Source organism: Candidatus Cryptobacteroides sp., assembly GCF_056207615.1.
Genome location: NZ_JBAEER010000129.1, coordinates 1 through 25,914 on the forward strand (window position 1 = coordinate 1; position 25,914 = coordinate 25,914).

A 25,914-nucleotide genomic window follows, 5' to 3' on the forward strand; every position below is an offset into this window, starting at 1 on the left:
TACCCCACCTCATGTGCGAAGTTTGCGCTGAACATGCTCCAGGATGACAAGAGCTTCGACCTGGTCGTCTCGGGCATAAACCATGGTTCCAACGCATCCACCGCTTCCTGCTATTCTGCAACCCTTGGCGCGGCGCAGGAAGGCGCACTCCACGGCATTCCGTCAATAGGATTTTCCATCGACTCGCTCGATCCCGAGGCCGATTTCTCTTCGGTCGAGAAGTACCTCCCTCTCGTATTCGAGAAGATAATGTCGGAGCTGCCCCGGAGAAAAGGCATCTATTACAATGTCAACTTCCCTGCAATTCCTGCCGACAAGGTCAAGGGTGTGAGGGTCGCGAGGATGGGCAACGGAAAGTGGGTCCGCGAGTTCAAGAAGATCAGCGGAGACATGGACCGGAGCACATGGGTGATGATAGGAGAATATGTCGACGGTACCGACAATCCGAAGGACGCTGACCACCTGCTGATGGAACAGGGGTACATAAGCATAGTCGCACACAATATCGACAACACCGACTGGGCAGAAGGCGACAGGCTCCACGAAATGGGTTTCGACATAGATTTTTAGAATGAGATACTACATCATCGCCGGCGAGGCTTCCGGAGACCTCCATGGAAGCAACCTGATGAAAGGCCTATATCAGGAGGACAGCTCAGCACAGATAAGGTTCTGGGGCGGAGACTTCATGGACAGGGTCTACAAGGACAATGCCTCCCCAGACGGAGGAGGGCTCGTGCACCACTACCGCGAGGGTGCGGTGATGGGCATAACCGACGTGATGGCAAAGGCTGGCAGGCTGCTCGCGAACCTACGCTCCTGCAAGGAGGACATACTCGCATGGAAGCCGGACGCGGTGATCCTCATCGACTATCCCGGCTTCAACATGAAGATCGCAAAGTTCGCACACAAGGCCGGGATCAAGGTGTTCTACTATATCGCGCCAAAGACATGGGCGTCGAGGGAAGGACGAAACCGCAAGCTGCGCAGCTACGTCGACCGCCTCTTCATCGTATTCCCTTTCGAGATTCCGTATTTCGAGTCCAGGAACATACCATTCACATACCGCGGCAACCCTCTGCTCGACGCAGTCGACAACTCCCCTGCCATGGCTGAGAGCCGTGCATCATTCCTCGAGAGGAACGGGCTTGAAGACAAGCCTTCGATAGCGATACTCGCAGGATCCAGGAAGGCTGAAGTCAGCCGTACACTTCCTGTCGCAATCGAGGCGGCAGACCGCCTGCATACCCTCCCAGAGTACTCAGGATACGTTTTTCTTGTCGCGGGAGCACCATCCAGAAGCGAGGACGAATACCGTGCATTCATCGGCGATAGAGACTATGTCCATCTCGTATTCGGGGAGACCTACGGCGTAGTCAGACACAGCCGCGCAGCCATCATCAACTCCGGCACGGCATCGCTCGAGGCGGCCCTCATCGGTACTCCTCAGGTGGTCGTCTGGTCCACCACTCCGTTCACGGCATTCGTCGCGAGGAAGGTACTCAGGGTCCTCGACCATATCAAGTTCATATCCCTCGGAAACCTCATCGCAGACAAGCTGGTTTTCCGTGAGCTGGTCCAGGAAGCCTTCACCCCGGAGAAGGTCTGCGCAGAGATTAGAAACATCATCGAAGACAGTGCGTACAGAGGCGAGATGCTCGCCGGGTATGCGCAGATACGCGATGCCCTCGGCGGCAAGGGCTCATCGGGAGCCGTCGCAAGGGCAATGATAGAAGAACTCCAGAAATAGATCCCTACCACCTATGAGATCACCACTTTTTTTCGACCTATTCCTTCTATTCGTACTGCTGCTCATCTGGTACATTTCACGCAGGTTCGCATGGGCCTTCGGAGGCAAGACGATCTGGTTCATGCTTCTCTTCATAGCGCTCGTGATCATGGGAGCCGTCGGCACCATGGGCTTCATCTCCCCTGTCACCGACAGCAAGATGGGCCACCTTTCGGCTATCGTATGTCCGAACATGATGGGAGTCTTGCTCATGCTGGTCTTCAGCGTGGTCATAATGGACCTCGTCAACCTCGCGGTCCACTTCAAGCCTATGAACTTCGGCCTTGCCACCATCGCTCTCTGCACCGTTCTCAGCACGGCTGGCATAGTCAGCGCCTATACCCCACGGGTCAAGCACGTCTCCATCGAGACTGAAAAGGAGACCGGCAAGGGCATCAGGATCGCACATCTTACTGACATGCACCTGGGTCACAACCACGGCTACTCACACGTAAAGAAGATCGTAGATAAGGTAAATCGCGAAAACCCTGACATAGTGGTGATTACAGGAGATCTCTTCGACAGCTACTACAGAAGAAATGCCAGCACGATCGCCGCATTCCGAGAGCTCAAGGCACAGGTTTTCTTCGTCGACGGAAACCATGACGGATATGTCAACACCGAAGAGGTGAAGGACATCGTCCGTTCGCTCGGCAACGTACGCGTTCTCGAGAATGAGGTGGTCGACTGCAACGGGGTGAGACTCGTCGGCCTCAACTATATGCCGGAGGACGAGAACAACGACGGTGGAGGAATGGGACTGAAGAGTTCGAAGGACAGGGAGACCGTCCGCAGCGTGATGGAGAAGCTCGCTCCCGAGCTCGACACCAATGTTCCGGTCGTCGTACTGCACCATGTCCCATGCGGTGCGAAATACATGGAAAAAGCGGGTGCAGACCTCTTCCTTTCCGGTCACACCCACGGAGGTCAGTTCTACCCTCTCATCTGGATCAACGACCGCAATTTCGAATACAACCGAGGTCACTACACCCTAGGCAAGCTCCACATATATGTAAGCTGCGGAACAGGATCGACCGGCCCTCAGCTCAGGTTGGGCGCTCCATCGGAAATTGCGATACTCGATCTCCGCTAGTCTCTCTTGTCTATCAGAGTTCATTTGCTAACTTTGTATCGTATTCGCAGCACTTAAAAGATGATCAAGGAGAATCTCAGCAACATACTCAAGGACATCCCCGAGGGTACATCCCTCGTGGCCGTATCCAAGTTCCACCCCTTCTCAAGCATAGTCGAAGCCTATGAGGCCGGCCAGCGCGTATTCGCCGAAAGCCGTCCGCAGGAGCTACAGAAGAAGGTTGCAGAGCTTGAAGCGAACCCGCTTCCTGGCCTCGAGTGGCAGTTCATCGGCCATCTCCAGACAAACAAGCTTAAGATGGTTCTCCCCTATGTCAGCCTCGTACAGTCCGTGGACTCCGTCCACCTCCTGGAAGAGATAGACAAGTGGGGAAAGGCAAACGGCAAGGTCATCGAGGTATTGCTCGAGATGCACGTCGCAGAGGAAGAAACCAAGCAGGGCTTCTATGAGGAAGAAATTCTGGACATCCTTTTCCGCGTCGCTGCAGCAAGGCAGGACGGAAAGAAGGAGCCCTATCCTAACATACGCTTCCGTGGCCTCATGGGAATGGCGACGAACACTGACGACGAGGAGATAATACGCGCAGACTTCGCACGTCTAGCGGACTTCATGGACTATCTGAAAGACCTCTTCAGCGAGATTCCTGAGTTCAGCGAACTCAGCATCGGAATGTCCGGAGACTGGAAGATCGCAGTGGAATACGGATCGACGATGGTACGCATCGGCACGGCAATATTCGGGGAAAGGGTATACTAGAAATATTAAATGCCGCCCGAAATCACTTCGAACGGCATTTCAAAAAAACAGTTACCAATTAATTATAATTACCCCAGACTTTGTTAGGTGTGTGTTTGCGTTTTAGTTGCAGATCATGACGCCTGAACCTATCAGTTCGTATATGATCGAAAGTTCCTTCTGTGAATTAGGTCTCAATCCATGAGCAAGCCTGTACACGAGACGGGCGCTCACGCTGTATTCCTTCGCGAGCTTGCGATACATTCGCTTGTGATGTGACCAAAGGAAACCTACGCCGAAAATAGACTTGATGTGCTCCATGATTCGTTCTACTAAGTGTTGTTGTGTTGATGTTGTTGTGTGTTGATGCAAATGTAGAGAGCCTCAGATTCATATCAAAAAATAGATATTTCGCATTCTACAACTCGGATTCAGCATTTCACAACACGCCTGATAACCGCCCGTTCATATATTCACAAGTCCATACCAGATTCTACAAAAAAGGCAATTTATTCTAGTATTGGGGTAGTTTTGTCACCATTTTTCGCTTTGTTTTCGATACTTTTGCACCCGAATTTTTACAAACGACAAAACCTTAGACCATGAAATTCAACAATCAGAACGTACTGATCACCGGAGGTGCGTCAGGAATCGGAAAGATAATGGGCGAAATGGCTCTCCAGAAGGGCGCATCTCGCGTGATAATCTGGGACATCAACGAAGCAAACATAGAAGCAACCATCAAGTCGCACTCTGCATTCGGCAAGGCATGCGGCTATAAGGTAGACGTCGCAAACTACGACTGCGTGAAGGAGACCTACGAACTCGTGAAGAAAGAGTGCGGAAACGTGGACATTCTCATCCAGTGCGCCGGCGTGGTCACCAGCAACAAGACTTTCGACAAGAACAGCGTAGCCGAGATCGACCGCACCATGTCAATCAACGCTGTGGCTCCTATGTATGTGGCTCACGCGATGCTTCCTGACATGATCGCGCGCGACCATGGTCACATCTGCAACATCGCATCAGCCGCTGGTACACTCTCAAACCCTAAGATGAGCATCTACGCTGCCAGCAAATGGGCTGTCATCGGATGGTCCGATTCAGTCAGGATCGAACTCTACAGGGCAAAGAGCAAGGTACGCTTCACCACTGTGACACCATATTATATCAATACCGGAATGTTCGACGGCGTAAGCTCATGGCTCTTCCCTATCCTCGACCCAGTCAAGACTTCGAAGAAGATCATCAGGGCCATCGAGAAGAACACCGACTTCAGGGGCATCCCATTCGGCTTCCATTTCACCAGATTCTGGCAGGGACTCCTCCCTACCAAGGTATTCGACTTCGTGTTCGGAGACATCTGCGGAATCTACCACACCATGGACCATTTCACCGGTAGGAAATAATGCAGAATACAAGCACAGAAAGGATTGATCAGATCCTGAGCAGGCAGAAAGCCTTCTTCGCCACCGGCGCCACAAGGGACGTTAAATTCAGGAAGCAGCAGCTTTCCAAGTTCCTTGCAGCGATGGAAAAGTACGAGAAGGAGATAGCTGACGCTCTCTGGACCGATCTCCACAAGTCATACGAGGAGGCATATATCACCGAGATCGCCCTCGTCAAGGCCGAAATCAAGAACCACCTTCGCCATGTGGGCAAGTGGGCACGTCGTGAGTGGAAGAAGACCCCTATCACAATGGTTCCGGCATCAAGCTACATCGTGAAGGAGCCGCTCGGCACAGCTCTGATCGTGTCGCCGTGGAACTACCCTGTCCAGCTCCTGCTGAATCCGCTCGTAGGTGCGATCTCCGCAGGCTGTACAGCAGTCCTCAAGCCTTCACCTTATGTGCCTCATGTATCTGAGGCCATCCAGCGGATGATCGAGGACACTTTCTCGGACGAGTACATCGCCGTGACTCAGGGAAACCGCGAGGTCAACGGCTACCTTTTCAAGCAGAAGTTCGACATTATCTTCTTCACCGGAAGCCCTGCTCTCGCAAAGAAGGTGATGGCTGCGGCAGCGGAGAACCTCGTTCCGCTCGTTCTCGAGCTCGGAGGAAAGAGCCCTTGCATCATCGCCGGCAATGCTGACGTGAAGCTTGCCGCGAAGAGAATCGCATGGGGCAAGACCCTCAACTGCGGGCAGACCTGCATCGCTCCGGACTACATCCTCATCCATGAATCGGTAAAGGATCAGTTCGTACACGAATTCGACAAGGCCGTCAAGGAACTCCACGGTGCGGACATCCGCGAGGATAGGCACTATGTGCGTATGGTCAGCGACGGAGCGTTCAAGCGCGTCAGCGGATATCTGGCAGATGGCAAGGTGCTCTGCGGAGGAAGGACCATAGCCGAGGAAAGGTTCATCGAGCCTACTCTCCTGGGTGATGTCGCTCTCGACAGTCCTGTCATGACCGAGGAGATCTTCGGACCGGTATTCCCTGTGATCAGCTTCAGCGGCTCAGACTTCGCAGACCAGGTGGTACGCTTCGTCAACGACAGGGAGAAGCCTCTCGCATTCTACTACTTCGGCAAGGAGAGTGAGGGATGGGACATCATCGCACGCACTTCTTCCGGCGGCGGATGTATCAATGACACGATTATGCACATCGTAAACGACAACATCCCGTTCGGAGGTGTCGGAAACTCAGGCATGGGACACTATCACGACAAGGAAAGCTTCGAGGCATTCACGCACAGGCGTTCGATCGTCGCAAATCCGACATGGATCGACCTTCCTTTCCGCTACATGCCTTACTCTTTCTTCAAGCTCGTGAAGATGCTGATGTAAGAAAAACCAAGTTAGAGACTTATAAGACTTCAAGACCTAAACCGGGGCGATTGGGCAACACCAGTCGCCCTTCTTTTACCTCCACTCCCCTGAAAAGGTCGTTCGAGATGAGCAGATTACCATCGAGGTCTGCGAAATCCACCGCAGGAGAAAGGTGTGCGGCAGCTGTCACGGCACATGAGGTTTCGGTCATGCACCCGAGCATCACGGCCATGCCCTCAGCTCTTGCGTAGCTGATCATCTTCCATGCTTCGGACATACCGGTACATTTCATGAGCTTGATGTTAATTCCGGAGAATATGCCCTTGAGCGAAGACACGTCCCTGAGCCTCTGGCATGATTCATCCGCGATCACCGGAATCGGGCTGCGCTCGGTAATCCATGCAATGTCGTCGAGCCTGTCCTTAGCCATCGGCTGCTCCACCATCCGAACTCCCCTTTCGGCAAGCCATGAGATCATCTCCACCGCCTTGTGCTTGTCCTGCCATCCCTGGTTGGCATCCACCACCAGAGGGACGTCGGTCACCGAGCGTATGGTCCGGATCATCTCCTTGTCCGAATCGAGTCCGACTTTCACCTTGAGCACATTGTAGAGTCCGAGACACTCCTCAGTCTTCTGGCGCACCACATCCGATGTGTCAATTCCTATGGTAAAGCTGGTGCTTGGTGCCTTTTCCGCATTCAGACCGTAGATCCTGTACCAAGGCTGGCCCATAAGCTTGCCAACAAGGTCGTGCAGAGCGATATCAACGGCTGCCTTTGCCGGCTCGTCACCTGGCGAGAGTAAATCCACATAGGCAAGGATATCCTCCATCTGGAAAGGATCCGCGAACTGTCCGAGATCAACCTTGGCGAGGAACTCGCACACGCTCTGCTGGGTATGTCCCAGATACTGAGGCATCGATGCCTCGCCGTAACCGGTGATTCCGTCGTATTCAATAGCCACCTGCACGTCTGGAGTCGTGGTCCTGGAGTATGTCGCTACGGTGAAGGTATGACGGAGCTGGATGTCATAAGGTTCGAAGCGCAGCTTCATCCTTGGAGCTTCGCCTGCCTGCTTATTCACGTTTGGAGCTATGCACGATGTGCTGAAACGAGAAGCTGCCGCAGTCGCACCGGCTGCAGCAGCTATCTTGAAAAAGTCTCTTCTCTGCATGTCTTTGTTGCTTTGAAGAGCTAATATACGAAAATTTAGAATTCGACGACGAAGCCTCCCGTCGCAGTCTTGACTATTGTCTTCCTGCGTATCATGCTCTTGCATATAATGGAAGTGATTCCCGTCGCCACGGCCACTCCTGCGCAGGTATAGACTCCCTTGAGGCAGTTCTGACTGGCTTGGGCGTCCTTGGGAGCATATCCGGCCCAGTCAGGACCTCCGGCTATCTCCCTGTACTCAATGTCGTAGATGATAGCGCCCATCGCGCATCCTACCGCGGCGACTCCCGCTGCCGCACTGGTTATCGACATCACGTTGGAAGTGGTCAGTATGGCGTTCTCCTTCTTCTCGATTGGACGGAGATAGGCTCCCGGGATGAGCTGATTGAGGTCAGCACCCTGTGGGATGGTGAACTTCTTCTGAGCATAGGACTCAGTGCTGAAGGATGCAGTCACCAGCACTGCAGCCATCAAAATTAGCAATCTCTTGATCATAACGGTCTGCGTGCTTTAGAATTCAATTACAAAACCTCCGGTTGACGCTCTTACAATGGTCTTGTTGCGAAGCGTAGCCTTGATTGAAATACCTGTTATCGCGCTCAGGACGCACACTCCGGCAGAAGCTGCTGCTCCGACGATGAACTTGTCGCGGGTTGCCTTGTCGAGCTCTGCGGTCTGATGGAAGTCCTTGCTGCCAGCCTCCCTGAACTCTACGTCATAAGCAACGACGCCAACGGTGGCTGCTGCTGCGATCACTGCAGAGGTACATGCTGTGATGTTGCAAGCCTTGACTGCTGCAAGACGTGCATGCTCTGACTTGTTGAGTGGGCGAAGGGTCATGCCTGGAACGACGCTGTTCACGTCGATGTCTGACTTCACGATCTTCTGTGCGTGTGAAGGGGTGCTGCAGAAAATGGCAGCGATGATTGAGAGGGTAATAAACAGATTCTTCATTTTCGTCATGCCGGTGTCTTGTTCCGACGGTTGCAAAGGTATGAGGCCTCTTTGTGGTGTGCAAAAAAGGCGTTTATCGATGGAACAAAGCGGAATCCGAATTGTGTTAGTATGATTCCGGGAAGGCCGGAACTGTGCTTTTTGTTAAATCGTTAATGCTTTTCAAGACTGTTTTTGGATTGATTTATCTTAATGGAATGATTAGATTTGCGTCAGAAATGACTTCTGAAATGAGACACAGCACACTTGCAATACTCAGAGTCCTCGTCTTCTCTGCGCTTCTCTCCCTATGCTCTTGCGGTGAGAAGGCAGAGTTCAGGACGCTTAGCCCCGGAGAGAGGGAAAGGACGGAAAACAGCATGGCCGCCCACCTCAGGGCAGGCACTGAATTCCGCAACAACGCGGAGTTCGAGGCTGCCGTCGACGAGCACAAGATGGCACTCAACGACGCCGAAGCCTTGGGGGACACCCTCAACATCGTGGTTGCGATGAACCAGGTCGGAACGGACTACCGCAGGCTTGGTTTGCTCGAGGAGGCATCTTCATGGCATTATGAAGCTCTTCGAATCAATGGGAACTATTCGGACAGCACTTCGTTCCAAGCAAGAAAAAACAGCGCGAACGCATACAACGGACTGGGTAACATCATGCTCACGCTCGAGGACTACAAGGGTGCAGAACAGGTATTCCGCAAGGCTCTTGCAATCGAGGAGATACTCGAAAGCGAGCTTGGACAGGCCATCAACACATCCAACATCGCATCAATCTATGAGCACGAAGGCCTGTATGACCTGGCTATGATGTGGTACGAAAGATCCATCGAACACAACAGGAAAGCCAACTCCATACTCGGCGTCAGCCTCTGTCACACCAGCTTCGGCCGAATCGCCGAGAAGCAGGGACGCAAGGAAAGGGCGAGGAACGAGTACACCAATGCATACGACATACTCAAGGAGAATGATCCATGGCACTGGCTCGAACCGTGCTTCGCTCTCGCCGGCCTGGAGATAGATGAAGGCAACTGGAGCTCGGCATACCTATATATAAATGAAGGTATGGCCGTAGCGAACAGCATCAATTCTCTTGAGCACAAGGCGAAGGGATTCCAGATGCTCTCGAGGTATTACGAGAAGCGAGGTGACTGGCGCAATGCTCTCGACTGCTATAAGCTGGCAGAAGAGACCGCTGACAGCCTCAACGGCCAGTCTGCGAGAACAAGGCTGCAGGACCTCAGGGTCGCATTCGAGCGCGACAAGGTAGAAAACGAGGTGAACAGGCTCAACAGGGAGAGAGACCTCCAGAAAAGGAAGCTCCACTACACGGTCATATTCTTCATACTCGTCGGTCTCCTGTCTCTTGCGGCCATTGCCGTACTCGCACTTGCGGTCATGTACAAGAACCGCTCGGCAAGGGCCATGAAGGAACTTGAGCAGACAAGGGAAGCCTTCTTCACCAATGTCACGCATGAGTTCCGCACTCCCCTCACGGTCATTCTCGGATTGAGCAACAAGCTCAAGGAGAAGTACGCGAAGGACGACAAGAGCAACAATGAGTTCAACTCCCTGATCTGTCAGGGCAACAATCTGCTCGAGCTCGTCAACCAGCTGCTCGATGTCGCAAAGGTACAGTCATCCATCGGCGAGCCTAGATGGAGGACTGGAGACCTCGACCTCATACTTAACATGGAAGTTGACGCATTGCGCAGTTATGGGTCCCAGAACCTGATAGACGTGAAATATGTATGCAACGCAGCGCACCTGACTGCCGATTTCGTTCCTGACTACATGAAGAAGGTGCTGGACAACCTCATCTCCAATGCGATCAAGTTTACCCAGCGCGGAGGTCATGTCTATGTCATCCTCGACCAGGACGGAAAGAACGCAAAGATAACGGTGCGTGACAACGGCCTGGGCATAAAGGAATCTGATCTTCCACACATCTTCGACTCATTCTACCGCGGCGACATAACCAGCAGTGTCCACGGCAGCGGAGTCGGGCTGAACATGTCCAAGCAGATGATCGAGGCAATGGATGGAAGGATAGAGGTCGAGAGCACGGTCGGAGAAGGCACGTCATTCATAGTCTACCTCCCTCTCAAGCATGGAACCTCCATATTCAGCGCATGGCAGCCTGACGGCACCCAGCAAGTACCCGTATCCGTCGTCGGAAACGTCGGCACCCGTGACGAGAACGCTCCGACCATACTCATCGTCGAGGACAATGACGACATCGCTCGCTACGAGGCGAGTCTGCTCGAGGACAGGTTCAACATCATGTATGCTCGAAACGGACAGGAGGCGCTCGAAAAGGCCCATGAGTACATGCCAGATATCATCGTGACTGACCTCATGATGCCGGTTATGGACGGTCTCAGTTTCTGCCGCAAGCTGCGCACATCGGTCGAGATCAACCATATCCCGGTAATAGTCATCAGTGCCAAGTCCAGCGACGAGGACAGGCTCGAGGGTTACAAGGCCGGAGCGGATGCCTTCCTCAGCAAGCCTTTCCATGCAGAGGAACTCTTCATAATGATAGAAAGGTCTCTCCAGGCCAAGACGCTTCTCAGACAGCAATACAGCGAAGCGATGAAGGAAGGTAAGGAGGACAGCGTCGAGATGTCCGAAAAGAACAAGGAATTCCTCACCAGTCTGAATTCCGTCATATACTCGAAGATGGCGGAGCCGGATCTGAATTCCGAACTTGTCGCCCAGATGCTTTTCATCAGCCAGCGTCAGCTCAACAGGAAGGTCAAGATGATGACAGGGATGGACACGACCAGCTTCATCAGGAAAGCCCGCATGGCATCGGCAAGAAAGCTGCTCACGAGCACGAGTCTACCTATCGGAGAGATAGTCTTCAAGTGCGGTCTCGACTCCCCTAGCTACTTCTCCAAGCTCTACAGGCAGGAGTACGGAGAGACTCCTTCGCAGACTAGGAAGGCTCAGACGCCAGTAAAAGAATAAAACAAAGCCTAATACCTGACAATCAGGACTTTTCTTTCAAGAAATGTCCTGATTGTTATAGTATAGTCACTGCAAAAAGTCCCATTGGTTATACTATTCGTCCTATTAGATATAGTGAGAAAAACTTTTTTGGCGCAACTTTGCACCCACAAGATCAAGTAATCTTGAATCATAAAAAACTATTCTACTTCACAACACCCCCTCGACGCGAGTCGCGGGGTTTATTTTTTATGTGCGCGGGGAATAAGACAAAAAAATGGCCGGGACTTTCGTCTCGGCCACTGGCATCCGCCTTTCCGGCTTCAGCCTTTCAGTGCTCCCTCAGGGGCTCGAACCCTGGACCCCAACATTAAGAGTGTCGTGCTCTACCAACTGAGCTAAGGAAGCAGTCCTTATGTCGTCGAGGCCTCCACCCGAAGGCTTCAGTCTCTTTTGTGCTCCCTCAGGGGCTCGAACCCTGGACCCCAACATTAAGAGTGTCGTGCTCTACCAACTGAGCTAAGGAAGCAAACTTGTCTTTATTGAAGCTTTCGCTTCGATGTGATCCGTTTGGGGCTCGAACCCAAGACCCCAACATTAAAAGTGTTGTGCTCTACCTACTGAGCTAACGAATCAATCCGTATCCCAGCGAGAATTCGTTCTCAAACGGGAATGCAAAGGTAGTCCATTATTCGGAAAAAGCAAAAGAAATTCGCTTTATTTTTTAAGTATTTTCAAAAGTGCTTGCTTTTATGAATGCGATTGATTAATATTGTGGAAACGTTCACGGATAATGAGACATTCATTCACCACCACTACCACTACAACAGGTACCGGTCAGGCTTCTGGCAGGCTTTTGTAGGTATGTAGGTGATGAACACGATACTGATAGGGAGTCTGCAAGAAATCATGGCAGACTCCTTTTTTTTGATAGAGACCTTAACAATATAGACAATGAAGAAAGTAAGAGTATTTGCCCCGGCGTCAATCGCCAACATGGGATGTGGATTCGACGTGATGGGACTAGCACTTGATGACGTAGGTGACATCATCGAAATCGTGGCTGACGAAGGTGACGGGCTCAGCATAATCAACAACAGCGGCGTGCCAATGCCGGAGGATATCGAGATGAACGTGATCACCCCGGTCGTAAGGAAGTTCCTCGAGATGACTGGCAACAAGGCAAAGATCGAAGTCACCATCTGCGAGAAGATATACCCTGGCTCGGGCATCGGCTCCAGCGCAGCATCGTCCGCAGCCGCAGCATACGGAATGAACGAGCTCTTCGGCTGTCCCCTCTCCGAAGAGGAAGTCGTGCTCTGTGCGATGGAAGGTGAAAGGCTCGCCAGCGGAGGCTACCATGCAGACAACGCGGCTCCTGCCGTGATGGGAGGAATCGTGCTCATCAGAGGATACGAACCTCTCGACATAATCAAGCTCCCTGTTCCCGGAAACTTCTACTGCGCGGTAGTCCATCCACACATCGTCGTCAACACGAAGGAAGCGCGTCAGATTCTGCCGAAGGATGTCCCTATGCACGCAGCGATCAGCCAGTGGGGAAACGTCGGCGGCCTGATCGCCGGACTCTATTCCGGTAACATCGGACTGATCGGACGCTCGATGAAGGACAGCGTCGCAGAGCCATACCGAAAGAAATTCATCCCCGGTTTCGACGAGCTCAGGGAGAAGCTTCTAGGTGCAGGATCGCTTGCGATGAACATCTCCGGATCGGGTCCTTCCGTCTTCGCACTCTGCGACAACGTCTCCGTGGCGGAGAAGGCAGGAGCCATTATGAGGCAACACTTCGACGAGAGGAGCATCGGACGCGAAGTTTACGTCGTCAAGGTGTCCAACAAGGGCTGCAAGCTCACAGGTATCAACATCTAAGCTTGAGATAGCTCAACTAATATCATTATAAATTAGCCGATTTAACAAAATCGTTCAGACTGATAACATTTTTGTTAAAATGAAATATTTTAGTTCCCGCGACATCAAAAAAGAGCATCCGTACAGCCTGAAAGAGGCTGCTTTCATGGGTCTTGCGCCCGACGGAGGGCTCTTCATTCCCGAATACATACCCAGCGTCGACATGTCAAAGGTCGAGTCACTTGCAGAAAAATCCTATGCCGAGATGGCTCTCTACCTCGCCGGTCTTTTCTTCGGGGAGGACGTGGCAGAAGAGGATCTCCAAGCTATGGTGATGAAGGCATACGACTTCGATTGTCCTCTCGTGAAGATCAGCGAAGACGACTACGCTCTCGAACTTTTCCATGGGCCGACCTTCGCATTCAAGGATTTCGGTGCACGCTTCATGGGCGGCATGCTGGGCCTGCTCTCCAAGACGAAGGCGCAGGAAAACGGAAGCTCATCAGATAGTGAAATGCTCACAGTCCTTACAGCCACTTCAGGGGACACAGGCAGCGCGGTTGCCGCTGGATTCCATAATGTCCCTGGAGTGCAGGTGGTGGTCCTCTACCCCGAAGGAAAGGTCAGCGACCTCCAGGAAAGTCAGATGACCACGCTCGGGGGAAACATCCATGCCGTAAGGGTCAAGGGAAATTTCGACGACTGCCAGGCCCTCGTGAAGGACGTGTTCAATGATGCTGATTTCCGCCAGAGCCACTATGTGACCTCTGCGAACTCCATCAACCTTCTCCGTTGGATTCCTCAGTCCTTCTACTATTTCTATGGATGGTGCCAGTGGAAGAGGATAACCGGAAAGAACGAGCCGGACATCGTGGTTCCAAGCGGCAACTACGGAAACATCACTGCCGGAATGCTCGCCCACTTCATGGGCATGCCTGTAAGAAGGTTCATCGCCGGAGCTAACGCGAACGACGTGGTGCCAGAGTTCCTCAGGAGCGGAGTCTACTCCCCTCGTCCATCTGTACGCACGGTGGCGAATGCGATGGATGTCGGCGCTCCCAGCAACTATGAGAGAATGATGTATCTCTACGGACAGGACTTCGGCAAGCTCTGCGAGGCCGTATCCGGTTACTCATACGACGACGCGCAGATCAAGGCCGGGATGAAGGAGCTTTTCGAGCGTTACGGCTATGTATCGGACCCGCACAGCGCAGTTGCCTACAACACGGCCAAAGACGCGAAAATGGACGGTTTCCGCCTGTCTACGGCCCATAGCGCAAAGTTTCTCGACGTGCTCCGCGACGCACTCGGTCCCGAGGCTCCCGACTCTGCCTTCGCGATACCGGAGGGACTAAGCAGGGCGATGGAGAAGCCGAAGGAGTACACCGTCATGGAAAACAGTCTAAAAGAGCTGGAAGCCTTCGTTGATAAATTATAATTTGATAACTTTGCTATCAGATAACACTATAACCAAACGTAGATGAAAAAGTCAATATTCACATCTTTGGCAGCCCTCGCTATCTGCATGGTTGCCAATGCACAGGAAATCAAGGAAGACTTCAAGCCTTCTGAGCTCAATCAGCCGGGTCAGGAATATCCTATGGTAAACTCTCAGGGATACGCACGTTTCCGCATCAACGCTCCAGGCGCTGCTGAGGTTAAGGTAAGCCTCGGTCTCGGTGGCCAGGGTGGTACCACTCTCAAGCACATGGGTGACGGTATCTGGGAAGGAACCACAGCTGGTCCAATGGACGAAGGATTCCACTACTATCACGTATCTATCGACGGCGGTATCTTCAACGATCCCGGTACCAACAACTACTACGGTTCTTGCCGTTGGGAGAGCGGTATCGAGATCCCTGCTCACGACGCTGACTTCTATGCAGAGAAGAACGTCCCTCACGGAAACGTACAGCAGGTACTTTTCTGGTCAAAGAGCACCAATCAGCTCCGCCGCGCATTCGTATACACCCCTGCCGGCTACGGCGATCCAAAGAACAAGACCAGGTATCCAGTTCTCTACCTCCAGCACGGCTGGGGCGAGGATGAGACCGCATGGTCTAACCAGGGTCACGAGAACCTCATCATGGACAACATGATCGCAGCAGGCGAGGTCGAGCCTTTCATCATCGTCAACACCTACGGCATGTGCAACGACATCGTGTTCGGTCACATCAACGAGTTTGACGCAAAGGATTTCGAGGCAGTGCTCGTAGACGAGCTCATTCCGTACATCGACGCAAACTTCAGGACCAAGACCGACAAGTGGCATCGCGCTATGGCAGGTCTCTCGATGGGTGGCTTCACCACTTCACTCATCACTCTCCGTCGTACCGAGACCTTCGGCTACTACGGTCTCCTCAGCGGTGGCTCATACACACCTGATGCAATCAAGGACCCTAAGCAGGTGAAGCATATCTTCATCAGCTGCGGTAGCAAGGAGAATCCTGACGGCGTCATCAAGGCTGTCGAGGACCTCAACGCAGCCGGTATCAAGGCGACCTCTTTCGTCTCTGAGGGTACCGCTCACGAGTTCCTTACCTGGAGACGCGCACTCAAGGCGATGGCTCCGCTCCTCTTCAAGTAATCGACAACTACAGTCATAACGACAAAAGGGTGGTTCCCGAGCGGGACCACCCTTTTTATTGTACTGCAATTATATTCTACCTATGTCTGAAGGAGAGTTCCCTCTCAAGGTCGGAGATGGTGACACCCATCTGCTCGAGGAGGACGAGATAGTGATAGATCAGGTCCGAAGCTTCATAGATGAAGCGGTCACGGTTTCCGTCCACGGCCTCGATGATGGACTCGCTGGTCTCCTCACCAACCTTCTTGGAAATGCACTTTACGCCCTTGATGAAGAGCTTGGTAGTGTATGATCCCTCCGGCATTTGCTCATGGCGCTTCCGGATCACGCCCTCGAGGGTACGGATGAATCCCTCCTCCTCAGGAGTATCGAAGCAGCTGGTGGTGCCACGATGGCAGGTAGGGCCGTCAGGGATGGCCTTGATCAGGAGAGTGTCGTTGTCGCAGTCAGGATACATCTCGACCACGGTGAGGAAGTTACCGCTGGTCTCCCCCTTCGTCCAGAGGGTATTGCGCGAGCGTGACCAGAATGTCACCTTACCCTCGCTCACGGTCTTCTCATAGGCCTCCTCATTCATATATCCGAGCATCAGCACCTTGAGAGTGCGTGAGTCCTGGATGATGACGGGAAGAAGGCCGTCACCGGTCTTGGAAAGTTCGAAATCCTTGAAGCTATACTTGCATTCCATAATGTCAAATTATTTGGTTTCAGTCAATCTCATTGGTATTCCGGCATCAGCGAGCGACCTCTTGAGATCCGGGATCGCAATCTCGCCGTAGTGGAAGATGCTGGCTGCGAGGGCTGCGTCCGCACGACCCTTGGTGAGCACTTCCTCGATGTGCGCGATGTTTCCAGCGCCGCCCGAAGCGATGATAGGGATGGTGAGGATATCCGAGAGCTTGGCGTAAGCGTCACATGCGTATCCGTTCTTCGTACCGTCATGGTCCATAGAAGTAAAGAGGATCTCACCTGCTCCCCTGTCCTGCGCCTCCTTGGCCCAAGAGAAGAGTTCCTTGTCTGTCATGTTGCGGCCGCCGTGGGTAGAAGCCAACCATGTACCGTCGATACACTTCGCATCGATCGCGCATACGATGAACTGGCTGCCGTACTTTGAAGCGATCCTGTCGATGAGGGTCGGATCCTTGATGGCGGCACTGTTCACAGAGATCTTGTCCGCGCCGGCGTCGAGAAGGCGTGACGCATCGTCGAGAGTCGAGATGCCGCCGCCGACCGTGAACGGGATGTTGATGCCTGCTGCGATTCTCTCTACGAGCTCCGCGAAGGTATGGCGTCCCTCATGGGTCGCGCTGATATCGAGGTACACGAGCTCATCCGCACCGTCACGGGAGTACTTCACACCCATGTCCACTGCGTCGCCGACCTCCTTGAGGCCGAGGAAATTGATGCCCTTCACCACCTGTCCGTCCTTGACGTCCAGGCATGGGATTATACGTTTTGCGACCATCTCCTTATATCGTCCAATGTGATTCTGTTCTCATATATGGCCTTGCCGATGATGACCTTGCGAAGGCCTGCCTTGTCGAGGGCCTTGATCTCTTCCATGGCGCTGATTCCGCCGCTGACTGTGAAATCCACGTCCTGATACCTCTCCTGAAGTCCCACATAGAGAGGAGAGTTAGGACCGAGGAGCATTCCGTCTCGCGAGATGTCGGTCACGATGGCCTGCGAAAGTCCGAGCGGAAGAAAACGGTCGATAAGATCCTCGATGGTGAGTTCCACCGACTCCTGCCAACCCTTCACGGCGATGTGGAATACAGGCTCGTTGAACATGTCCCTCTTGGTATCAGAGCGTCTCACGTCCGCTCCGAGCACCATCTTGTCGGGACCGAAGGTCTGGAGCCACTGCTCGAAAAGCTCCGGATGAAGCGCTGCGACGCTGCCGATGATGGCATGGCCGGCACCTGCGCTGAACACCCTCCTGAGGCCGGCTTCGTCTGCTATTCCACCGCCCCACTCGACATCGAGACCACTGCTTGAGACGACCTTCTCCAATGTCTTGAGGTTCACCGTATCGGACACCTTGGCACCGTCGAGGTCCACCAGGTGGATTCTCTTCACTCCGCAGTCTGCGTAAGCCTTCGCCATGTCGACAGGCGAAGCATCATATACCTTTGTCTTGGCATAGTCACCCTTGGTCAGGCGCACGCAGCGTCCGCCGATGATGTCTATGGCTGGAATGATTTCTATCATAATGCAATGAAGTTTCTGAGTATCTGCTCGCCCACGTCACCGCTCTTCTCCGGATGGAACTGAGTTCCGTAGAAGTTCTCGTACTTGAGCGCTGCGCTGAACATCTTCTGTCCGTGTCTGCAAGTCGCGATGGTATCCGGACAGAGCTCAGGATAGTATGAATGCACGAAATACACATGGCAACCGCCGGCCATACCCTTGAAGAGCTTGCCGTCGAGATTGTTGATCGAGTTCCAACCCATGTGCGGAACCTTCGCCTCAGGATCCTCAGGGAACCTGCGTACATGGGAATCGAAGATGCCGAGGCACTTCGCATTGCCCTCCTCGCTGTCCCTGCACATTATCTGCATTCCCACGCAGATACCGAGGACTGGGCGGCGTATGCTCTTGATGACGTTCACGAGGCCCTTTGCCTCGAGGTTGGCCATCGCGTCCGCCGCATTTCCCACGCCCGGCATGATCACCTTGTCAGCCTTGAGGAGGACGGCTGGGTCATCAGTGAGCACATACTCGCACCCGAGCCTCTCCAGGGCGTTCTTGACGGACCTGAGATTGCCCGTATTATAATCCACAATTGCTATCATAGCAGTCCTTTGCTTGATGGAAGTTCATAACTGAATACATTGCGCCTCACAGCCTGGCGAAGCGCACGCGCGAAGGCCTTGAACACGCTCTCCGCGATATGGTGGTTGTTCTCGCCTCTTGCCTGGACATAGAGGTTGCACTTCATCGCGTCGCTCATCGACTTGAAGAAATGCTTGAACATCTCCGTAGGTACGTCACCCACGTACTCACGGGTGAACTCGACATCCCACACGAGTTCGCTCCTGCCGCCGAAGTCCATCAGACAGATTGCCCTGCACTCGTCCATAGGAAGTACGAATCCATATCTGTCGATTCCGACCTTTCCGCCGAGGGCCTTGGCGAGAGCTTCACCGAGAGCGATTCCCACGTCCTCCATGGTGTGGTGCTCGTCGACCTCGAGATCGCCCTTGCAGCGCAGCTCAAGAGAGACGCCGCCGTGATGTACGATCTGGTTGAGCATGTGGTCGAAGAACTTAAGTCCGCTGTCCACGCATGACTCGCCCTTTCCGTCGAGGTCCACCTTGACATAGATGTCGGTCTCTCCGGTCTTGCGTGCCACGACTGCGCTGCGCTCAGTGCTGCGCACCGCCTCCACGACTGCCTTCCAGCTTTCGGGGGGATCCTCTGAGTCTATCTTGAGACCCTTGGCACCGAGGTTGCGGGCCAGCTGCATGTCGCTCTCGCGGTCACCGATGACGAAGCTTGCGGCGAGGTCATAATCACCTGAAAGATACTTTCCGAACATACCTGTTCCCGGCTTACGGGTATCGAGTCCGTCCTCGGGGAAGCTGCGGTCGATAAGCTGGTCATCGAATACCACATCCTCGCCCTCGAGGGTCTTGAGCATCTTCTCATGGGCAGGCCAGAAGGTCTCCTCCGGGAAGGATGCAGTGCCGAGGCCGTCCTGGTTGCTTGCCATCACGATCTCGTATCCCAGGCCCATCAGAGCCTTCATGCCGGAGATCGCTCCTGGCACGAACTCGAGCACCTCGAGCGAATCTATCTGTTCGGTGACAGGGGGTTCCACGATGATGGTGCCGTCCCTATCCACGAATATCGCCTTCTTCATATAGTTTCAATGATTCAAGAAGTTTCACATTCTCCTCAGGGAGTCCGACGGTGATGCGGACACAGCCCTGGCAGCCCTTTACGCGGTTGCGGTTCCTCACGATGATTCCGGTGGCGAGCAGATGGTTGTACACTCTGTCCGCATCGTCAACCTTCGCAAGGATGAAATTGGCCTCGCTCGGATACACCTTCTCGACGAAGGACATCGCCGCAACGGCCTTCGCAACCACCGCACGCTGAGCCACAATCTCGCTTACCCTGGCAGAATTATCCTCCTGGAGGGCCTTGAGCGCAGCTTCCTGTGCAAGCTGGTTGATATTGTATGGATATTTGACCATGGACATGAGCCTGATCACATATTCGTCCGCGAATGCGAGTCCGACCCTGAGACCGGCCATTCCCCATGCCTTCGAGAGAGTCTGGAGCACGACAAGGTTCGCGTACTCGCCTATCTTGGCGATGAGACTAGGCTCAGAGCAGAAGTCTATGTAAGCCTCGTCGACTACGACTATGCCCTTGAACCTCTCGAGCAGATCCACGATCTGCGCATTTGAGAAGGCATTTCCTGTAGGATTGTTCGGAGTACAGAGGAATATGGCCTTGGTGTTGGCATCACATGCTGCGAGCAATGCGTCATTGTCGAGGCTGAAGTCCTCGCCGAGCATGAATGGCCTTACAGCGATGTCGTTCATGTCCGCAGCGACCGCATACATTCCGTAGCTTGGCGCTATCGCCACCACGTTATCCTTTCCCGGTACGCAGAACACGCGGAAGACCATGTCGATGGCCTCGTCGCTACCGTTGCCGATGAAGATGTTCTCCACTGCGGCGCCCTTGATCTGGGAAATTCTCTCCTTGAGAGCCTTCTGGTGCGGATCAGGGTAACGGTTGTAGCCGGTAGGATATGGACTCTCGTTTGCGTCAAGGAAGACGCCGATAGGTCCGCTGTACTCGTCCCTCGCCGTAGAATATGGGCAGAGACTGCGTATGTTCGCCCTTACGAGCGTTTCGATTTCCTTACTTTTCATAGGTTCTCAGCTTTACTGCGTTTGCATGTGCCTGGAGGCCCTCCGCCTCGGCCATCGAGACGATGGTCTTTGCAAGGCCGTCCAGTCCTTCCCTGCTGATTTCCTGTATGGTCATCTTCTTCATGAAGCTGTCGAGGTTCACTCCGCTGCATGAACGTGCCCATCCGCAGGTAGGAAGGGTATGGTTGGTGCCGGATGCGTAGTCGCCTGCGCTCTCCGGTGTATAGTTCCCAAGGAACACGCTGCCGGCAGCAGTGATCTTGTCGGCAATCTCCCATGGGTTCTCCATGGAGATGATAAGGTGCTCCGAAGCATATTCGTTCGCGAATGCGACCATCTCGTCCCTGGATCCGAGCACCACGAAGCGGCTCTTCTCTAGAGACTTTGCCACGAAGTCCGCGCGACTCAGGAGCTCGGCCTGACGAAGTACCTCAGCCTCCACCTCGGAAGCAAGCTTGTCGCTGTCGCTCACGAGCATCACCTGGCTGTCTGCACCATGCTCCGCCTGCGAGAGGAGATCTGCTGCGACGAAAGCCGCGTTGGCTGTAGAATCAGCCATGACCATGACCTCAGAAGGGCCGGCAGGCATGTCGATTGCCACCTGGCGGTTGCCCAGAAGCTGCTTTGCCGTGGTCACGTACTGGTTGCCAGGTCCGAAGATCTTGTCGACCTTAGGCACTGACTCGGTACCGTATGCCATTGCTGCGACCGCCTGCGCACCACCGACCTTGTAGATCTTGCTGATGCCGCAGTATGATGCTGCATAGAGCACTGCCGGTGCCACCTTTCCGTTTCGGGCACATGGAGTACAGAGCACCACCTCGCTGCAACCGGCTATGGATGCAGGGATGGCAAGCATGAGCACGGTTGAGAAGAGAGGCGCCGTACCGCCAGGGATATAGAGTCCTACGCTCCTGATAGGAACCGGTCTCTGTATGCACCTGACTCCGAGCGCAGTCTCGACCTCCACCTGGGAAGGATACTGAGCCTCATGGAATGCGGTGATGTTGCAGGCGGCGTTCCTGATAGCCTCCTTTACATCTTCCGCCACGAGAGCGGCTGCTTCGGCAACCTCGGCCTCGCTCACTGCAAGGCTTTCCATATCGAGTCCGTCAATCTCCTTTGCAAGGCCGAAAAGGGCTGCATCACCCTCCGTCCTCACACGTTCGATTATCTTCTCGACCCTATCCCTTACGACAGGATTGAAATCGGATGGTCTGGCGCAGAGGCCTGCCCATTCCTTTCTGTCGGGATTTCTGTATATCTCCATGATATTATTACTATGGTATGATCTTGTCAATATCGAGCACGAGTATGCCCTCCGCACCTATTGCCTTGAGCGCACGTACCTTCTCCCAAAGGTCGTTCTCGTCCACTACCGAGTGGAGAGAGCACCAGCCTTCCGCAGCAAGCGGCATGACGGTTGGGCTGCGCATGGCAGGAAGGAGCTTGACTGCTTCCTCTACTGAACTCTGAGGGAGGTTCATGAGGATATATTTCTTATTCTTGCTCACCTTCTCGGACTCGATCCTGAAGAGGATTTCCTGGAGGACTTCCTGCTCCTCTGCGTCGAGGTTGCCATTGGAGATGAGCACGGCCTCAGACTCGAACACGGTCTCGACCTCAACGAGTCCGTTGCTCACGAGAGTACTGCCCGAAGATACGATGTCGAAGATGGCGTCAGCGATGCCTGCGGCTGGAGCGATCTCCACCGAACCGGTGATGACCTCCACCTTGGCGTCGATGCCCTTCTCGGCAAGGAACTTCTTAAGTATTACCGGATACGAGGTTGCAATCCTCTTACCGTTGAACCACTCAAGTCCATTATACTCCACTGACTTAGGAAGCGCGAGGGAAATCCTGCACTTGCTGAAGCCAAGACGGTCGACGATCTCCACTGGGAGGTTCTTCTCCGCAACTTCGTTGTAGCCTACGATACCGAGGGTAGCGACGCCGCTAGCCACGAGCTGAGGAATATCGTCATCCCTCATGTAGAGTACCTCGATAGGGAAATTCTTCGACTTAGAAAGGAACTTCCTCTTGGCGTCATCTATCTTGATGCCTATGGAGTTGAGAAGTCCGACGGTGTCTTCGTTAAGACGACCTTTAGATTGAATTGCAATGCGTATCATAATTGTCTCTGTTTTGTTTCCGGTGCATAAAAAAATGAGGCTCACCCTGCGGTAAGCCTCATGATATTCTGTCTATGACTGCACATGCTGAAGCCTACCAAGTCTTGCGGAGATGGTGGTGCTCGTGGTGGAATGCGCAGTTGAATGTTCTCATAACCCTACGAAGGTAGGAAAGATTATTTGCAAAAACAAATAATTAGAGAACTATGCACCAGTTATGAGTATCCTCCTCGAGACCATCCTGGATTCCGCGGATGCGGTCGTAGAGCTTGCGGCTCACCTTTCCGCACTCGCTTCCCGAAGGGACATGGATGGTTTTTGTGATCTCGTTGCTCTCGAGTGCCGGCTTGTCGTCGATGCTGCAGATAGGAGTGATCACGACTGCAGTGCCGCAGGCATTGATCTCCTCGAATTCCGGAAGCTCCTCAACGTAGACAGCCCTCTTCTCCACAGTCATGCCGAAGTCCTCTGCCACAGCCTGGAGAGTCTTGTTGGTGATAGATGGAAGCACAGAGTTTGAGAGAGGAGTCACATAGGTATTGCCCTTGATTGCAAGGAAGTTGGATGAGCCGAACTCGTCGATCTTGGTCTTGGTGGCAGGATCGAGGAAAAGGAGCTCACGATAGCCGAGCTTGTGGGCAAGGTTGTATGGATGGAGCGAAGTCGCATAGTTAGCTGCGAGCTTGAACTGGCCGGTACCGTTAGGTGCAGCACGGTCATAGTTCCTGGCAAGTACTGCTGTGCCAGGTGTAAGGATCTTCGCGCCGGAGTAAGTACCGACAGGGGCACACATGACAGCGAAGAGAACCTCATCCGATGATGCGATACCGAGCTGAGGGTTGCATCCGATGAGGACAGGACGGAGGTACATAGAAGCACCGTGTCCGTAAGGAGGGAGGAACTCGATGTTCGCCTCGACGCACTTGATGCACATGTCGATGAACATCTCCTCGGTAGGCACTGCCATGTCGAGGTATGAGCCGCTCCTGCGAAGACGCTTGGCGTTCTCATCCGGGCGGAAGATACGGATCTTGCCGTCCACGCCCCTGAAGGCCTTGAGGCCCTCGAAGCAGGCATTTGCGTAATGGAACACTCCAGCGAATGCGCTGAAATGGAAATCAAAATCGTGTGAAGCTACAGGCTCGGACCATGCACCGTCCTTATAGTAGCTTGTGATGATGAAGCTGGTCTTCCTATACTTGAAGGAGAGATCTGACCAATCCAAATCTGCCATAGTATTGTCTTTTTAATTAGATTCTTGATGCTACCCAATCACCTACCTCTGAGGTGCTGTATGCCTTTCCGCCGTTTGCGAGATCCTCAGTCACGACGCATGCGTCGATGCTTGCGGATACCGCGTTCCTGATGGCCTTGCCCTCCTCGAGGAGACCGAGGTGCTCGAGAAGCATTGCAGCCGAGAGGATGGTTGCGAGAGGGTTTGCGATGTTCTTGCCTGCAGCCTGAGGATATGAGCCGTGGATAGGCTCGAACACTCCGGTGTGCTCACCTACAGATGCGGAAGCGAGAAGACCCATTGAGCCTGAGATGCAGCTTGCCTCGTCGGTGAGGATATCGCCGAAGGTGTTCTCAGTCACGAGGACATCGAAGAACTTAGGCCAGGTGATGAGCTTCATCGCTGCGTTGTCGACGTACATGTAGTCGGTGGTGATGTCTGGATACTCACCCTCGATCTCCTGTGCAACCTGCCTCCAGAGCCTTGAAGACTCGAGGACATTGGCCTTGTCGACCACTGTGAGGTGCTTACGGCGCTTGCCCGCGTACTCGTATGCGAGACGGAGGATGCGCTCTACCTCATGGCGATGGTAGATGTTGGTATCATAAGCGGTGTCGCCGTTGTTGAGACGTCCCTTCTCACCGAAGTACATACCGCCGGTGAGCTCACGGATGCAGATGAAGTCGGCACCTTCGACGAGCTCCTTCTTGAGCGGAGACTTGTCGACGAGTGAGGAGAAGGTCTCCACTGGACGAAGGTTTGCGAAGAGGCCGAGCTTCTTGCGCATTGCGAGAAGACCCTGCTCCGGACGTACCTTTGCCTTAGGATCATTGTCGAAACGTGGGTCACCCACTGCTCCGAAGAGGACTGCATCAGCCTCGAGACAGGTATTGAAGGTCTCGTCAGGGAATGCAGAACCGGTCGCGTCGATTGCACATGCTCCGACGAGGCCGAAAGTATATGTTACCTTGTGGCCGAACTTCGCAGCCACGGCATCAATGGCCTTTACGGCCTGTTCAACGACTTCGGGTCCGATACCGTCACCCGGAAGCTTTGCGATTCTGATGTCCATATCTATTGATGTATTATATCAAGGTTTTCCAAAATGTTGAGCATCTTGACTGTCGCCTTGATGGCGGCCTCCGTCTGGTCGGAGTCGATGCCTCTTGTCTTGAACTGGTAGCCATTGCTGTCCCAGGTGATGGTAGTCGCAACGAGCGCGTCGGTCTTACCTCCCGGAGGGATAGTCACCTGGTAGTCGGCAAGGACGGGATGCGGTTTCTCTAGGCGGTCGTAAATCTTCCAGATAGCCTTCATGAAGGCGTCGTACTGTCCGTCTCCGACCGCGGAATCCTCGTACTCGGTACCATGGATATTGACCTTCACGATGGCGAAAGGCTTCATGAGCCTGGTCAGCTGAAGGCTGTAGTTCAGGATGTGGATGTTGTCCGGAGTCTCCTTCGAGGCCTCCTTGAGCACGTCGGCGATGATGAAAGGAAGATCCTCCGCGCTCATGGACTCCTTCTTGTCTCCGAGTTCCACGACTCTCGCAGTCACGAGCTTGACCTGCTCGGGGGTGAGGGTCATGTTCAGAGCCTTGAGGTTCTCCACGATGTTGGCCTTTCCGCTGGTCTTGCCGAGCGCGTACTTCCTGACACGTCCGAATCTCTCCGGAAGCAGGTCGTTCACATAGAGGTTGCCCTTCCTGTCGCCGTCGGCATGAACGCCGCTGCTCTGGGTG

The 25,914-nt window shown here is 53.7% G+C and carries 25 protein-coding genes and 3 tRNA genes; 10 read left to right on the forward strand and 18 right to left on the reverse strand.

The window, feature by feature from the left end:
• From surE to AC06ND_RS07565, 4 genes are all read left to right on the forward strand, one after another.
• A partial coding sequence (gene surE / locus AC06ND_RS07550) for a 5'/3'-nucleotidase SurE (protein ID WP_475678379.1) occupies nt 1–570 on the forward strand: 570 nt, incomplete at its 5' end.
• A 1-nt stretch (nt 571) separates the two neighbouring features.
• Nucleotides 572–1,750, forward strand: coding sequence for a lipid-A-disaccharide synthase (gene lpxB / locus AC06ND_RS07555; RefSeq protein ID WP_475678380.1), 1,179 nt, complete (start codon nt 572–574; stop codon nt 1,748–1,750).
• A 13-nt stretch (nt 1,751–1,763) separates the two neighbouring features.
• On the forward strand, nt 1,764–2,882 hold the full coding sequence (locus AC06ND_RS07560; RefSeq protein WP_475678381.1) for a metallophosphoesterase: 1,119 nt from the start codon (nt 1,764–1,766) through the stop codon (nt 2,880–2,882).
• 60 nt (nt 2,883–2,942) lie between these two features.
• Nucleotides 2,943–3,638 carry a YggS family pyridoxal phosphate-dependent enzyme gene (locus AC06ND_RS07565; protein ID WP_475678382.1) on the forward strand — a complete coding sequence of 232 codons (696 nt, stop codon included), beginning with the start codon at nt 2,943–2,945 and terminating at the stop codon, nt 3,636–3,638.
• 102 nt (nt 3,639–3,740) lie between these two features.
• On the opposite strand, the gene AC06ND_RS07570 is transcribed toward AC06ND_RS07565, so the two are convergent.
• A complete protein-coding gene (locus AC06ND_RS07570; RefSeq protein ID WP_475678383.1) occupies nt 3,741–3,938 on the reverse strand; it encodes a hypothetical protein in 198 nt (65 codons plus the stop codon).
• Nucleotides 3,939–4,219: 281 nt separating this feature from the next.
• Here AC06ND_RS07570 and AC06ND_RS07575 point away from each other — a divergent pair, with 281 nt between their 5' ends.
• Together AC06ND_RS07575 and AC06ND_RS07580 are read left to right on the forward strand one after the other, a co-directional pair.
• The gene (locus AC06ND_RS07575; protein WP_475678384.1) at nt 4,220–5,026 is read left to right on the forward strand and encodes an SDR family oxidoreductase; all 807 of its coding nucleotides are present in this window, start codon (nt 4,220–4,222) and stop codon (nt 5,024–5,026) included.
• Complete coding sequence (locus AC06ND_RS07580; RefSeq protein ID WP_475678385.1) at nt 5,026–6,411, forward strand: aldehyde dehydrogenase; 1,386 nt, start codon at nt 5,026–5,028, stop codon at nt 6,409–6,411. Before AC06ND_RS07575 ends, AC06ND_RS07580 begins: the two co-directional genes overlap by 1 nt.
• A gap of 19 nt (nt 6,412–6,430) precedes the next feature.
• On the opposite strand, the gene AC06ND_RS07585 is transcribed toward AC06ND_RS07580, so the two are convergent.
• From AC06ND_RS07585 to AC06ND_RS07595, 3 genes are read right to left on the reverse strand one after another with little or no spacing between them, the layout of a single operon-like run.
• Nucleotides 6,431–7,567: a dipeptide epimerase gene (locus AC06ND_RS07585; RefSeq protein WP_475678386.1), complete on the reverse strand. Its 1,137-nt coding sequence runs from the start codon at nt 7,565–7,567 to the stop codon at nt 6,431–6,433.
• A gap of 35 nt (nt 7,568–7,602) precedes the next feature.
• The gene (locus tag AC06ND_RS07590) at nt 7,603–8,061 is read right to left on the reverse strand and encodes a hypothetical protein (RefSeq protein ID WP_475678387.1); all 459 of its coding nucleotides are present in this window, start codon (nt 8,059–8,061) and stop codon (nt 7,603–7,605) included.
• A 15-nt stretch (nt 8,062–8,076) separates the two neighbouring features.
• Nucleotides 8,077–8,520: a hypothetical protein gene (locus AC06ND_RS07595; protein WP_475678388.1), complete on the reverse strand. Its 444-nt coding sequence runs from the start codon at nt 8,518–8,520 to the stop codon at nt 8,077–8,079.
• Nucleotides 8,521–8,750: 230 nt separating this feature from the next.
• Here AC06ND_RS07595 and AC06ND_RS07600 point away from each other — a divergent pair, with 230 nt between their 5' ends.
• On the forward strand, nt 8,751–11,483 hold the full coding sequence (locus AC06ND_RS07600; protein ID WP_475678389.1) for an ATP-binding protein: 2,733 nt from the start codon (nt 8,751–8,753) through the stop codon (nt 11,481–11,483).
• A gap of 314 nt (nt 11,484–11,797) precedes the next feature.
• Here the strand turns inward: AC06ND_RS07600 and AC06ND_RS07605 are convergent.
• The 3 genes from AC06ND_RS07605 to AC06ND_RS07615 form a co-directional block, all read right to left on the reverse strand.
• Nucleotides 11,798–11,870: transfer RNA gene (locus AC06ND_RS07605), tRNA-Lys, on the reverse strand.
• Nucleotides 11,871–11,918: 48 nt separating this feature from the next.
• Nucleotides 11,919–11,991: transfer RNA gene (locus AC06ND_RS07610), tRNA-Lys, on the reverse strand.
• A gap of 33 nt (nt 11,992–12,024) precedes the next feature.
• Nucleotides 12,025–12,097, reverse strand: a tRNA-Lys gene (locus AC06ND_RS07615).
• A gap of 319 nt (nt 12,098–12,416) precedes the next feature.
• On the opposite strand from AC06ND_RS07615, the gene AC06ND_RS07620 reads away from it, so the two are divergent.
• The 3 genes from AC06ND_RS07620 (at nt 12,417) to AC06ND_RS07630 (ending at nt 15,915) form a co-directional block, all read left to right on the forward strand.
• On the forward strand, nt 12,417–13,349 hold the full coding sequence (locus tag AC06ND_RS07620; RefSeq protein ID WP_475678390.1) for a homoserine kinase: 933 nt from the start codon (nt 12,417–12,419) through the stop codon (nt 13,347–13,349).
• A 79-nt stretch (nt 13,350–13,428) separates the two neighbouring features.
• Nucleotides 13,429–14,766 carry a threonine synthase gene (thrC, locus tag AC06ND_RS07625; protein ID WP_475678391.1) on the forward strand — a complete coding sequence of 446 codons (1,338 nt, stop codon included), beginning with the start codon at nt 13,429–13,431 and terminating at the stop codon, nt 14,764–14,766.
• 42 nt (nt 14,767–14,808) lie between these two features.
• Nucleotides 14,809–15,915 (forward strand): alpha/beta hydrolase, encoded by a 1,107-nt coding sequence (locus AC06ND_RS07630; protein WP_475678392.1) that lies wholly within the window; start codon nt 14,809–14,811, stop codon nt 15,913–15,915.
• 76 nt (nt 15,916–15,991) lie between these two features.
• On the opposite strand, the gene hisIE is transcribed toward AC06ND_RS07630, so the two are convergent.
• The 11 genes from hisIE to AC06ND_RS07685 form a co-directional block, all read right to left on the reverse strand.
• Nucleotides 15,992–16,603 carry a bifunctional phosphoribosyl-AMP cyclohydrolase/phosphoribosyl-ATP diphosphatase HisIE gene (gene hisIE / locus AC06ND_RS07635; protein WP_475678393.1) on the reverse strand — a complete coding sequence of 204 codons (612 nt, stop codon included), beginning with the start codon at nt 16,601–16,603 and terminating at the stop codon, nt 15,992–15,994.
• Nucleotides 16,604–16,612: 9 nt separating this feature from the next.
• The gene (hisF, locus tag AC06ND_RS07640; protein ID WP_475678394.1) at nt 16,613–17,380 is read right to left on the reverse strand and encodes an imidazole glycerol phosphate synthase subunit HisF; all 768 of its coding nucleotides are present in this window, start codon (nt 17,378–17,380) and stop codon (nt 16,613–16,615) included.
• On the reverse strand, nt 17,362–18,126 hold the full coding sequence (locus AC06ND_RS07645; RefSeq protein WP_475678395.1) for a 1-(5-phosphoribosyl)-5-[(5-phosphoribosylamino)methylideneamino]imidazole-4-carboxamide isomerase: 765 nt from the start codon (nt 18,124–18,126) through the stop codon (nt 17,362–17,364). The genes hisF and AC06ND_RS07645 overlap by 19 nt, the downstream gene beginning before the upstream one ends.
• Nucleotides 18,123–18,710 carry an imidazole glycerol phosphate synthase subunit HisH gene (hisH, locus tag AC06ND_RS07650; RefSeq protein WP_475678396.1) on the reverse strand — a complete coding sequence of 196 codons (588 nt, stop codon included), beginning with the start codon at nt 18,708–18,710 and terminating at the stop codon, nt 18,123–18,125. The genes AC06ND_RS07645 and hisH overlap by 4 nt, the downstream gene beginning before the upstream one ends.
• Nucleotides 18,707–19,780 (reverse strand): bifunctional histidinol-phosphatase/imidazoleglycerol-phosphate dehydratase HisB, encoded by a 1,074-nt coding sequence (gene hisB / locus AC06ND_RS07655; protein WP_475678397.1) that lies wholly within the window; start codon nt 19,778–19,780, stop codon nt 18,707–18,709. Before hisB ends, hisH begins: the two co-directional genes overlap by 4 nt.
• A complete protein-coding gene (gene hisC, locus AC06ND_RS07660) occupies nt 19,755–20,807 on the reverse strand; it encodes a histidinol-phosphate transaminase (RefSeq protein ID WP_475678398.1) in 1,053 nt (350 codons plus the stop codon). The genes hisB and hisC overlap by 26 nt, the downstream gene beginning before the upstream one ends.
• Complete coding sequence (hisD, locus tag AC06ND_RS07665; protein ID WP_475678399.1) at nt 20,797–22,077, reverse strand: histidinol dehydrogenase; 1,281 nt, start codon at nt 22,075–22,077, stop codon at nt 20,797–20,799. The genes hisC and hisD overlap by 11 nt, the downstream gene beginning before the upstream one ends.
• A 10-nt stretch (nt 22,078–22,087) precedes the next feature.
• Nucleotides 22,088–22,939: an ATP phosphoribosyltransferase gene (hisG, locus tag AC06ND_RS07670; RefSeq protein WP_475678400.1), complete on the reverse strand. Its 852-nt coding sequence runs from the start codon at nt 22,937–22,939 to the stop codon at nt 22,088–22,090.
• 196 nt (nt 22,940–23,135) lie between these two features.
• Entirely contained in the window at nt 23,136–24,173 is a 1,038-nt protein-coding gene (locus AC06ND_RS07675) for a branched-chain amino acid aminotransferase (protein WP_475678401.1), read from the reverse strand.
• 16 nt (nt 24,174–24,189) lie between these two features.
• Nucleotides 24,190–25,245, reverse strand: a complete 1,056-nt coding sequence (leuB, locus tag AC06ND_RS07680; protein ID WP_475678402.1) for a 3-isopropylmalate dehydrogenase — start codon at nt 25,243–25,245, stop codon at nt 24,190–24,192.
• 2 nt (nt 25,246–25,247) lie between these two features.
• The coding region (locus AC06ND_RS07685) for an alpha-isopropylmalate synthase regulatory domain-containing protein (protein ID WP_475678403.1) at nt 25,248–25,914 on the reverse strand (667 nt) is incomplete at its 5' end.

Excerpts from the sequence above, each read along its gene's own strand:
- lpxB (WP_475678380.1), top strand. The coding sequence starts at position 572 with ATGAGATACTACATCATCGCCGGCGAGGCTTCCGGAGACCTCCATGGA.
- AC06ND_RS07560 (WP_475678381.1), top strand. The coding sequence starts at position 1,764 with ATGAGATCACCACTTTTTTTCGACCTATTCCTTCTATTCGTACTGCTG.
- AC06ND_RS07565 (WP_475678382.1), top strand. The coding sequence starts at position 2,943 with ATGATCAAGGAGAATCTCAGCAACATACTCAAGGACATCCCCGAGGGT.
- AC06ND_RS07570 (WP_475678383.1), bottom strand. The coding sequence starts at position 3,938 with ATGGAGCACATCAAGTCTATTTTCGGCGTAGGTTTCCTTTGGTCACAT.
- AC06ND_RS07575 (WP_475678384.1), top strand. The coding sequence starts at position 4,220 with ATGAAATTCAACAATCAGAACGTACTGATCACCGGAGGTGCGTCAGGA.
- AC06ND_RS07580 (WP_475678385.1), top strand. The coding sequence starts at position 5,026 with ATGCAGAATACAAGCACAGAAAGGATTGATCAGATCCTGAGCAGGCAG.
- AC06ND_RS07585 (WP_475678386.1), bottom strand. The coding sequence starts at position 7,567 with ATGCAGAGAAGAGACTTTTTCAAGATAGCTGCTGCAGCCGGTGCGACT.
- AC06ND_RS07590 (WP_475678387.1), bottom strand. The coding sequence starts at position 8,061 with ATGATCAAGAGATTGCTAATTTTGATGGCTGCAGTGCTGGTGACTGCA.
- AC06ND_RS07595 (WP_475678388.1), bottom strand. The coding sequence starts at position 8,520 with ATGAAGAATCTGTTTATTACCCTCTCAATCATCGCTGCCATTTTCTGC.
- AC06ND_RS07600 (WP_475678389.1), top strand. The coding sequence starts at position 8,751 with ATGAGACACAGCACACTTGCAATACTCAGAGTCCTCGTCTTCTCTGCG.
- AC06ND_RS07620 (WP_475678390.1), top strand. The coding sequence starts at position 12,417 with ATGAAGAAAGTAAGAGTATTTGCCCCGGCGTCAATCGCCAACATGGGA.
- thrC (WP_475678391.1), top strand. The coding sequence starts at position 13,429 with ATGAAATATTTTAGTTCCCGCGACATCAAAAAAGAGCATCCGTACAGC.
- AC06ND_RS07630 (WP_475678392.1), top strand. The coding sequence starts at position 14,809 with ATGAAAAAGTCAATATTCACATCTTTGGCAGCCCTCGCTATCTGCATG.
- hisIE (WP_475678393.1), bottom strand. The coding sequence starts at position 16,603 with ATGGAATGCAAGTATAGCTTCAAGGATTTCGAACTTTCCAAGACCGGT.
- hisF (WP_475678394.1), bottom strand. The coding sequence starts at position 17,380 with ATGGTCGCAAAACGTATAATCCCATGCCTGGACGTCAAGGACGGACAG.
- AC06ND_RS07645 (WP_475678395.1), bottom strand. The coding sequence starts at position 18,126 with ATGATAGAAATCATTCCAGCCATAGACATCATCGGCGGACGCTGCGTG.
- hisH (WP_475678396.1), bottom strand. The coding sequence starts at position 18,710 with ATGATAGCAATTGTGGATTATAATACGGGCAATCTCAGGTCCGTCAAG.
- hisB (WP_475678397.1), bottom strand. The coding sequence starts at position 19,780 with ATGAAGAAGGCGATATTCGTGGATAGGGACGGCACCATCATCGTGGAA.
- hisC (WP_475678398.1), bottom strand. The coding sequence starts at position 20,807 with ATGAAAAGTAAGGAAATCGAAACGCTCGTAAGGGCGAACATACGCAGT.
- hisD (WP_475678399.1), bottom strand. The coding sequence starts at position 22,077 with ATGGAGATATACAGAAATCCCGACAGAAAGGAATGGGCAGGCCTCTGC.
- hisG (WP_475678400.1), bottom strand. The coding sequence starts at position 22,939 with ATGATACGCATTGCAATTCAATCTAAAGGTCGTCTTAACGAAGACACC.
- AC06ND_RS07675 (WP_475678401.1), bottom strand. The coding sequence starts at position 24,173 with ATGGCAGATTTGGATTGGTCAGATCTCTCCTTCAAGTATAGGAAGACC.
- leuB (WP_475678402.1), bottom strand. The coding sequence starts at position 25,245 with ATGGACATCAGAATCGCAAAGCTTCCGGGTGACGGTATCGGACCCGAA.